This window comes from Bradyrhizobium sp. (genome assembly GCF_035273305.1).
Classification (GTDB): Bacteria; Pseudomonadota; Alphaproteobacteria; order Rhizobiales; family Xanthobacteraceae; genus Bradyrhizobium.
The window spans coordinates 1-7848 of record NZ_DATEPI010000326.1 but is presented as its reverse complement, the minus strand read 5'-3'; the positions used below and the strand labels follow the sequence as shown (position 1 = coordinate 7848).

Annotated in this window: 9 protein-coding genes; 2 read left to right on the top strand and 7 right to left on the bottom strand. The window is 59.6% G+C overall.

The window, feature by feature from the left end; translation table 11 throughout:
* From VJV58_RS21405 to eno, 5 genes are all read right to left on the bottom strand, one after another.
* Positions 1–714, bottom strand: a 714-nt coding sequence (locus tag VJV58_RS21405) for a thiamine pyrophosphate-dependent enzyme (RefSeq protein WP_324139364.1), incomplete at its 3' end; no start/stop codon positions are given.
* Positions 715–864: 150 nt separating this feature from the next.
* Positions 865–1182, bottom strand: a complete 318-nt coding sequence (locus VJV58_RS21400; RefSeq protein ID WP_324139363.1) for a septum formation initiator family protein — start codon at positions 1180–1182, stop codon at positions 865–867.
* 60 nt (positions 1183–1242) lie between these two features.
* Positions 1243–1803 carry an NADPH-dependent FMN reductase gene (locus VJV58_RS21395; RefSeq protein WP_324139362.1) on the bottom strand — a complete coding sequence of 187 codons (561 nt, stop codon included), beginning with the start codon at positions 1801–1803 and terminating at the stop codon, positions 1243–1245.
* A 195-nt stretch (positions 1804–1998) separates the two neighbouring features.
* Positions 1999–3138: a zinc-binding dehydrogenase gene (locus VJV58_RS21390; RefSeq protein ID WP_324139361.1), complete on the bottom strand. Its 1140-nt coding sequence runs from the start codon at positions 3136–3138 to the stop codon at positions 1999–2001.
* Positions 3139–3180: 42 nt separating this feature from the next.
* Entirely contained in the window at positions 3181–4464 is a 1284-nt protein-coding gene (eno, locus tag VJV58_RS21385; protein ID WP_324139360.1) for a phosphopyruvate hydratase, read from the bottom strand.
* Between the two features lie 129 nt (positions 4465–4593).
* Here eno and queF point away from each other — a divergent pair, with 129 nt between their 5' ends.
* Positions 4594–5064, top strand: a complete 471-nt coding sequence (queF, locus tag VJV58_RS21380; protein WP_414641543.1) for a preQ(1) synthase — start codon at positions 4594–4596, stop codon at positions 5062–5064.
* 55 nt (positions 5065–5119) lie between these two features.
* On the opposite strand, the gene kdsA is transcribed toward queF, so the two are convergent.
* Together kdsA and VJV58_RS21370 are read right to left on the bottom strand one after the other, a co-directional pair.
* Positions 5120–5998, bottom strand: coding sequence for a 3-deoxy-8-phosphooctulonate synthase (gene kdsA, locus VJV58_RS21375; protein ID WP_324139358.1), 879 nt, complete (start codon positions 5996–5998; stop codon positions 5120–5122).
* 98 nt (positions 5999–6096) lie between these two features.
* Entirely contained in the window at positions 6097–6423 is a 327-nt protein-coding gene (locus VJV58_RS21370; protein ID WP_324139357.1) for an NIPSNAP family protein, read from the bottom strand.
* A gap of 1143 nt (positions 6424–7566) precedes the next feature.
* Here VJV58_RS21370 and VJV58_RS21365 point away from each other — a divergent pair.
* Positions 7567–7848 (top strand): succinate dehydrogenase assembly factor 2 (locus tag VJV58_RS21365; RefSeq protein WP_324139365.1); only part of this gene is annotated, 282 nt, incomplete at its 3' end.

Genomic DNA, 7848 nt, shown 5'->3' with positions numbered 1-7848 from the left:
GTCCCCGGCCGCCTTGACCGCGCGCACGTCCATGCCGTCGACCTGCTCGCCCGGAATGTTGAAGGAAATGCCGCGCTTGGAAAAATCGGTCTGAGCCGAAGAACGCGTCACCGAGGTGCCCATCGCATAACGGTTGTTCTCGATGACGTAGATCACCGGAAGCTTCCACAGCTCCGCCATATTGAAGCTTTCATAGACCTGACCCTGGTTGGACGCGCCATCACCAAAATAGGCGAGACTGACGAAATCATTGCTCCGATAACGGTTGGCAAAGGCGAGCCCCGTCCCCAACGAAACTTGCGCGCCGACGATACCGTGGCCGCCGAAGAAGTTCTTCTCCTTACTGAACATGTGCATGGAGCCGCCCTTCCCCTTGGAATAGCCGCCGCGGCGTCCGGTCAATTCGGCCATCACGCCCTTGGCATCCATTCCGCAGGCCAGCATGTGCCCGTGGTCGCGGTATCCAGTTATGACCTGATCACCCTTCTTCAGGGCCATCTGCATGCCCACCACGATGGCTTCCTGGCCGATATAGAGATGGCAGAACCCGCCAATCGCTCCCATGCCGTAAAGCTGCCCGGCTTTTTCCTCGAAACGCCGGATCAGGAGCATGTCGCGAAGCGCGCTGAGCTCCTGCTCGCGGGTGAATTCAATGGAATGGTCGGAGCCGTTGCCTGTTTCTCTGGTGAGGCTTTTTTTCGGTGCAGCAGCCATGGCTAATCCGGACAAGAGGACGACCAGCCCTCTCTATCCCAACTCAAACCGTCGTGGAAGGATTGCGTGATCCCAAGACAGTTTCCCCATCCCGCACTGCGATGGGCGACATTTCTGAAATCAATTTTCTACGAACTTGAAATTTTGAGGTCAGTTCGCAGGCAATGGCCGGACAAGATCGTGCGGATTGGCGTAATCGAGCTGATAGCGCGCCCGCTCGTCCAGCATGTCCGGATCGACGCGGTCGGACCGCAACAGCGAGACCCGCTGCTCATTTTCGGCCCGCTCGCGCTTTAGGCGCGCCAGTTCGGTCGTGAGCGCTACGATTTCGGAATCCAGTTCCTGCCGCGCGTTAAGCCCGTATTTGCCGGTGTAGGCGTTGACCCCGAAATAGCCAACCATCGCTGCCGCGATCGTGTAGAGGGCAAGCCCGGTGAGCAGCGATTTGAGGCGCGCGCGCGATACCATGGATTGAGGATGCGATGGCGCGGTTAACGGAATCCTAAAACCGGGCGCGCGGCCGATATGTCAGGCGGCGATCTTGCTTTGTCTGTCGACGAACGCGGCAAAGGCAACGAGATATTGCTGCAGCACCTTCTGGAGCGGCTCTTTGGTCAGATTGCCCTTCTCGTCAAAGGCATCGCCGACGCCGTTCAGATAAGTCTCCGGCTGGCCGAGTATGGGACCGGAAATTCCCGGCAGGATATTTTGCAGGTGTTTTGCCGCGCTGACGCCGCCGAGCGGTCCTGGTGAATTGCTGATGATGCCGATGGGCTTGCCCAGGAAAGAACTCTTGCCGGGGGGCCTCGAGCCGACATCGATGGCGTTTTTCAATACGCCCGGGATCGAGCGATTGTATTCGGGCGTCACGAACAATATCGCGTCGGATTTCTGCAGCTTCTCTCGGAACGCTAGCCAGTCGGCGGGCGGCGTCGCTTCGAGGTCCTGATTGAAAAACGAAACATCGTACAGCGTGACCGGATTGAGCTTGAGCGTATCCGGCGCGAGCTTGGTCAGGGCATTGGCGATCTTGAGCGTAAAGCTCTCCTTCCGAAGGCTGCCGACGATGACGGCGATATTATAGGACATGGCCATACGAGTTCCTTTTAGGCGCCAATGTGTTGATGCCCGAACCTAGCCACGTTCCCGAAAACGATGCAAGTGCATGTATTGTGCAATCACGATCGTTCTGCAAGCGACAGACGCCTAAACTTTTGCCGGACTAGCCGGGCAAAGCAGCAGCCCCCCGGGCGCTAGACGGCGCGGGCAGTGGTTCGCTAGCCCTCAGCCTTTGTTCGGATTGATCAGGTACTTCTCGCCGGTCGCGCGCTTGGCGTAAACGGCGACATGGTTGAGCTGGAGCGCCTCTGCCAGAGACACCACCTGCGTGTAGTGACTGGCGAAAGTGGTCTTGAGTTCGTCGAGCACGCGCTGGCGCAGCTTCGCTCCTTCGGCCGGCCCTATTTTCTGCAGGAAAGGGAACAACAGCCAGCCGCCAAGGCCCCAAGCCATTCCGAACCCCCGATTCAAGATGATCGGCCCGGGGTCGAGACTGCCGTAAATATAGACCTGCTTATGCACGCTCGATCCGTAGCGGCTGTACACTTTCGCCGCCTTGTTGGCGGCGATCTCCATCCCGGTGAGAATTTGCCCGGCGAGCTTGCCACCGCCAATGGCATCGAACGCCAGCGTCGCTCCGGTTTCCACCAACGCATTGGTCAGTTCGTCCATAAACGCCGGGGCTGTTGAATCGACTACATGCTTCGCGCCGATCTTGCGCAGGATCTCGGCCTGCTGCGCACTACGGACGATGTTGACGAGGCCTATGCCGTCTTTGATGCAGATCTTATTGAGCATCTGTCCAAGATTGGATGCAGCCGCTGTGTGCACCAGCGCCTTGTGACCTTCGCGGCGCATCGTCTCCGTCATGCCCAACGAGGTCAGCGGATTGACGAAGCACGAAGCGCCTTCGGCCGCCGTGGTGCCGGCGGGCAGCGGCAGGCATTCGTTGACCCGGAGGCAGCGATATTGCGAATACATCGCGCCGCCTATCATAGCGACGGTTCTGCCCATCAGCGCCTTTGCCGCATCGGATGAACCGGTCTTGATCACAACGCCGGCGCCCTCGTTGCCCACCGGCATCGATTCGTCGAGCCGCCCCGACATGGCGCTCATCGCGGCTTCCGGGACTTTTGCCGTGATGACCGGCGCTTCCTTGGTGCCTGACGATTTGGCGGTGGTCATATCCGCCGCGCCAATCAGCAAGCCGAGGTCCGATGGATTGATCGGCGCAGCCTCGACGCGGACCACGACTTCATCCGCCGCTGGCTCGGGCGTCGGCACGTTCACCAGCGATATCTCGAGATCGCCGCTCTTCTTGATCAGCGAACGAAGCTGAAGCCCGGTTTTGCTGTCGGCGCTCATCGTGAACCCTCCCTGTATTTTCTTATCGGAATGAATTGTACTCTATCGGAGCGCCTTCAGCGCTGCCTTTCCGGCATATTTTGCCTGGGTGCCGAGCTCCTGCTCGATGCGCAGCAGCTGATTGTATTTCGCGGTGCGGTCGGAGCGCGCCAGCGAACCGGTCTTGATCTGCCCGCAATTGGTCGCAACCGCGAGATCGGCGATGGTCGAGTCTTCCGTCTCGCCCGAACGATGCGACATCACGGCGGTATAGCCGGCCTTGAAAGCCATCTCGACGGCATCAAGCGTTTCCGTCAGCGAGCCGATCTGGTTGACCTTCACCAGAATGGAATTGGCGCGGCCGTTTTTGATGCCATCGGCAAGCCGTGTGACGTTGGTGACGAACAAATCATCCCCGACGAGCTGGCATTTGCGGCCGATCAAATTGGTCAACTCCGTCCAGCCCTCCATGTCATCTTCGGACATACCGTCTTCGATCGAGACGATCGGATAGCGTGCGGCGAGATCGGCGAGATATTTCGCCTGTTCGGATCGCGAGCGTGTCTTGTTCTCGCCGCCATAGACGTATTTTCCGTCCTTAAAAAACTCCGTGGCTGCGCAGTCCAGCGCCAACATCACATCACCACCGGCTTTGTAACCGGCCTTGCCGATCGCACCCATAACGAATTCCAGCGCGGCATCCGCTGACGGCAGGTTGGGCGCGAAGCCTCCTTCGTCACCGACATTGGTGTTGTGGCCGGCCTTTTTCAATTCCGACCGCAGGGTATGAAAGATTTCAGAGCCGCAACGCAGCGCTTCCGCAAAGCTGTCGGCGCCGACCGGCATAATCATGAATTCCTGGAAATCGATCGGATTGTCGGCATGCACGCCGCCGTTGATGATATTCATCATCGGCACCGGCAGCGTCCGCGCGGAGGTCCCGCCCACGTAGCGATAGAGCGGCAGCTCGCTGGACTCAGCGGCGGCCTTCGCGACCGCGAGCGAGACGCCGAGAATGGCGTTGGCGCCAAGCCGACTCTTGTTGGGCGTGCCGTCGAGCCCAATCATGGTGCTGTCGATCTGGACCTGCTGCTCGGCGTCCATGCCCCCGATGGCCTCGAAAATCTCGCCATTCACTGCCTCGACGGCTTTCCGCACGCCCTTACCGAGATAGCGCGCTTTGTCACCGTCGCGCAGCTCGACGGCCTCATGGGCACCGGTGGAGGCGCCCGATGGCACCGCCGCCCGCCCCATAGCGCCGTTTTCAAGCACCACATCGACCTCGACAGTCGGATTGCCCCGGCTATCTAGAATTTCACGGCCGATGATGTCGACAATTGCAGTCATGAGTGCCTCATGCGAATGCGCGGCGGACGGGTCGGCGCTGCTTCTACAGCAAGGCACAGGGGTCGAAAAGACCATCGCGCCCGTGACGTTACCCGGCGAATTGTCTAATAACGCGCGACAGCGGAGATCATGATGCCGAACAAGCGCAAATCAGCACCGAGCCTGCAACTCGGCCGCGCCGTGGAATGGCCGCGCCGCCCTGAGGAGGCAAAACTCGATCGGGTGCCCAATCCGCAGAAGGATACCGATTACCTGGTGCGGTTCACCGCGCCTGAATTCACCTCGCTCTGTCCGGTGACAGGCCAGCCGGATTTCGCGCATCTCGTCATCGACTATGTGCCGGGGCAATGGCTGCTGGAGTCCAAATCCCTGAAACTCTACGTCGCGAGCTTCCGCAATCACGGCGCCTTTCATGAGGATTGCACGGTCATGATCGGCAAACGGATAGCAAACGAGATTAAGCCCAAGTGGCTGCGCATCGGTGGCTACTGGTATCCGCGGGGCGGGATCCCGATTGACGTGTTCTGGCAGACCGGCAAATTGCCGAAGCAAATGTGGATTCCCGATCAGAGCGTCGCGCCTTATCGCGGGCGCGGCTGAGCGCGAACGTCAGGCCGGGGCCTGAACACATCACTCCAGATTCCTAATTTACCCCTTAAAGGTGGCACGCATTCGGATCAGGATTGTTGCCGATTTTCTTCGCAAGCGCATCGAACGCCATCAAGCTGCGCACCAACGGTTCGAATTCGCGCAGCGGCACCATATTCGGGCCATCCGATGGCGCGCGGTCGGGATCAGGATGCGTTTCGATGAACACGCCGGCCACTCCGACGGCGACGGCGGCGCGCGCCAGCACCGGAACGAATTCGCGCTCGCCGCCGGACGCGGTACCCTTCCCGCCCGGCTGCTGGACCGAATGGGTCGCATCGAAGATCACGGGCGCGCCGGTCGTGCGCGCAAGGATTGGCAACGCGCGCATGTCGGACACAAGCGTGTTGTAGCCGAAGGACGCGCCGCGCTCGGTGACCAGCACATTGGCGTTACCGGCACCGGTAATCTTGGAGACGACATTGGCCATATCCCAGGGCGCCAGGAACTGTCCTTTTTTCACGTTGACAACCTTGCCGGTCACGGCCGCCGCGATCAACAGATCGGTCTGGCGACAGAGGAATGCGGGAATCTGCAGCACGTCCACGGCTTCCGCCACTTCCGCGCATTGCGCGGCCTCATGAACGTCGGTGAGCACGGGCATGCCCAGCGACGATCGGATTTCGGCAAAGATCGGCACAGCCTGGTTCAAGCCGATGCCGCGCGCAGCCGTTGCGCTGGTACGATTGGCCTTGTCGAAAGAGGTTTTATAGACGAGTCCGATTCCGAGCCGTGCCGCAATTTCCTTCAGTGCCGAGGCGACCTCGAGTCCATGCGCGCGACTCTCGAGCTGGCACGGGCCGGCAATAACCGAGATCGGCAAGTCATTGCCGAATTTGACCAAGCCGGCGGTGACAATAGGCGCCGCGGGAGTCGTTGCGTTCAATTCACTATTCCTTTTTCCCGTAGGAGCATGCCGGGCAGTCGCAGGCCGATCAACCCGGGTGAGGACCCTCGGATAGGGGAATTTGCGGGAAGTGCGGTTTACTTCACCGTCGAGAATGCGGTCGGCACCAGGAACTGGCTGGCGATATTGCCGATGATCTGTCCGTCTTCTTCAGATTTCGCTCGCGCTGTAAGCCAGTCCGGATCTGTCGAGAATGCGTTCCACTTCTTCTCGCGTTCGGCGAGCGACTCCCATGCCAGGAAATACGTCAGCTCCTGATTGGATTCGCCAATCAGCGTGGTGAAGAACCCGGCCGGCCTGATGGCATGCTTCTCCCATAATTTCAGCGTGGTCACCTCGAAGCGCTTCAGGAGCGCCGGCAGTCTCCCCGGCAAACAGCGATACACGCGCATTTCATAGATCATGGGCATCTCTCCATTTTCTTGCGGACGGGTTATAGCGGCTGGTTGGGAAGCTGTCTTGGCCGGATCGCAACGCCGCACAGCGCTAACGCGCGGCAGCGGCGCACCACGACGATTTTGGGTAAACCCTGATTTCTTCAAGATGATCAACCTGATTTGGGCCTGTCCAGTCCCGCTTGCAAAAACATTTCGATATTCGTTTTGGCCAAATCACCTTTAGAACCCACGCCGTCTTGTACCATGCAGGGGCGATCGCGATCGTCACGAACGCGGGACGGGATGCGATGGATGCTGATGTGCCGCTGACGAACGGCGCGTGAAGCGGACGGCGAAGTCGTGTGGTTCTGACGTCTCGACGCTGGCGTCAAGTTGGCGGGACGTGTCCCGCCGATGACGGTGACAACAAAGCCCGATCACCGGGAAGAGCACGAAGGAAACCGTTAAAACCATTGCGTGCGGGAATGCCGGGTGAATCCGGTGAACCTCGCGGTGACTACGCTCGTATGCTTTTCTATTTTGCATGCGAGGCTGCGGGTGCATCGAGCACCCGGCGTTCCCCACGCCCTCTGATGTTCAGAAGGCTCAATGACTTGCAAAACTCGGGCGACACGCGCGGCGAGATCGCGGAGGTGTGTCTGTGTGAACTGTCCCGATATCATTGCATGCAGTACCACCGCATCGGCGGTGTTCATCCCTGCCACTTGTGGTGGGGAGGGAAAGCAGATCGTGAGCGGAGCGAACGATGTGCAGGGTGGGGTGCTGTTCGTGTGTATGACCCAACCCCACCCGGCGCTTCGCGCCACCCCAGAGCGAGCCTTGCTCGTCTCGACCCATAAAAGAAGGGGGGATAAGAAAGAGCAACCCTCGCCCCGCTTGCGGCTACAAACGGGGGAGCGAAGGAAGAGCGAGCTTCGCTCACCTCTAGAAAGGAGGCACAAAAAACGAGGTTCGCTCGCGTGGGACCAAGAAGCATGGCGGAGCGAGATCGCGCAGATGTGGTTGAATTGGCTGCAGCGCTTTTATCAACATCGGCGGATCTGGATTGCGAATTTGCCCGCCGGGCAGCTACTGACATTTGCCGATAACGAGGCTATATCAGCCCCGCCCGGCACGTCCGGGCTTTTGGCGTTTGAATTGGAACGAGAAATGACAGGATCGACACGATCAAGCCAAGGGCTGGACGACCGCCGAAAGCGCCTGTTGTTTCGCTGCTGGCATCGCGGCATCCGCGAGATGGATCTCATTCTCGGCCGTTTTGCCGACGCCGAAATCGCAAACCTGTCGGACGAGGAATTGGGTGACCTTGAGTATCTGATGGATGTGCCCGATCCCGACCTTTATGCGGCGCTGACCGGAAACGTGCTGCCCGCGCCGGAATTTGCCAATGGCCTGTTTGCCCGGATCAAGTCGTTCCGCGTGGATTCCGAC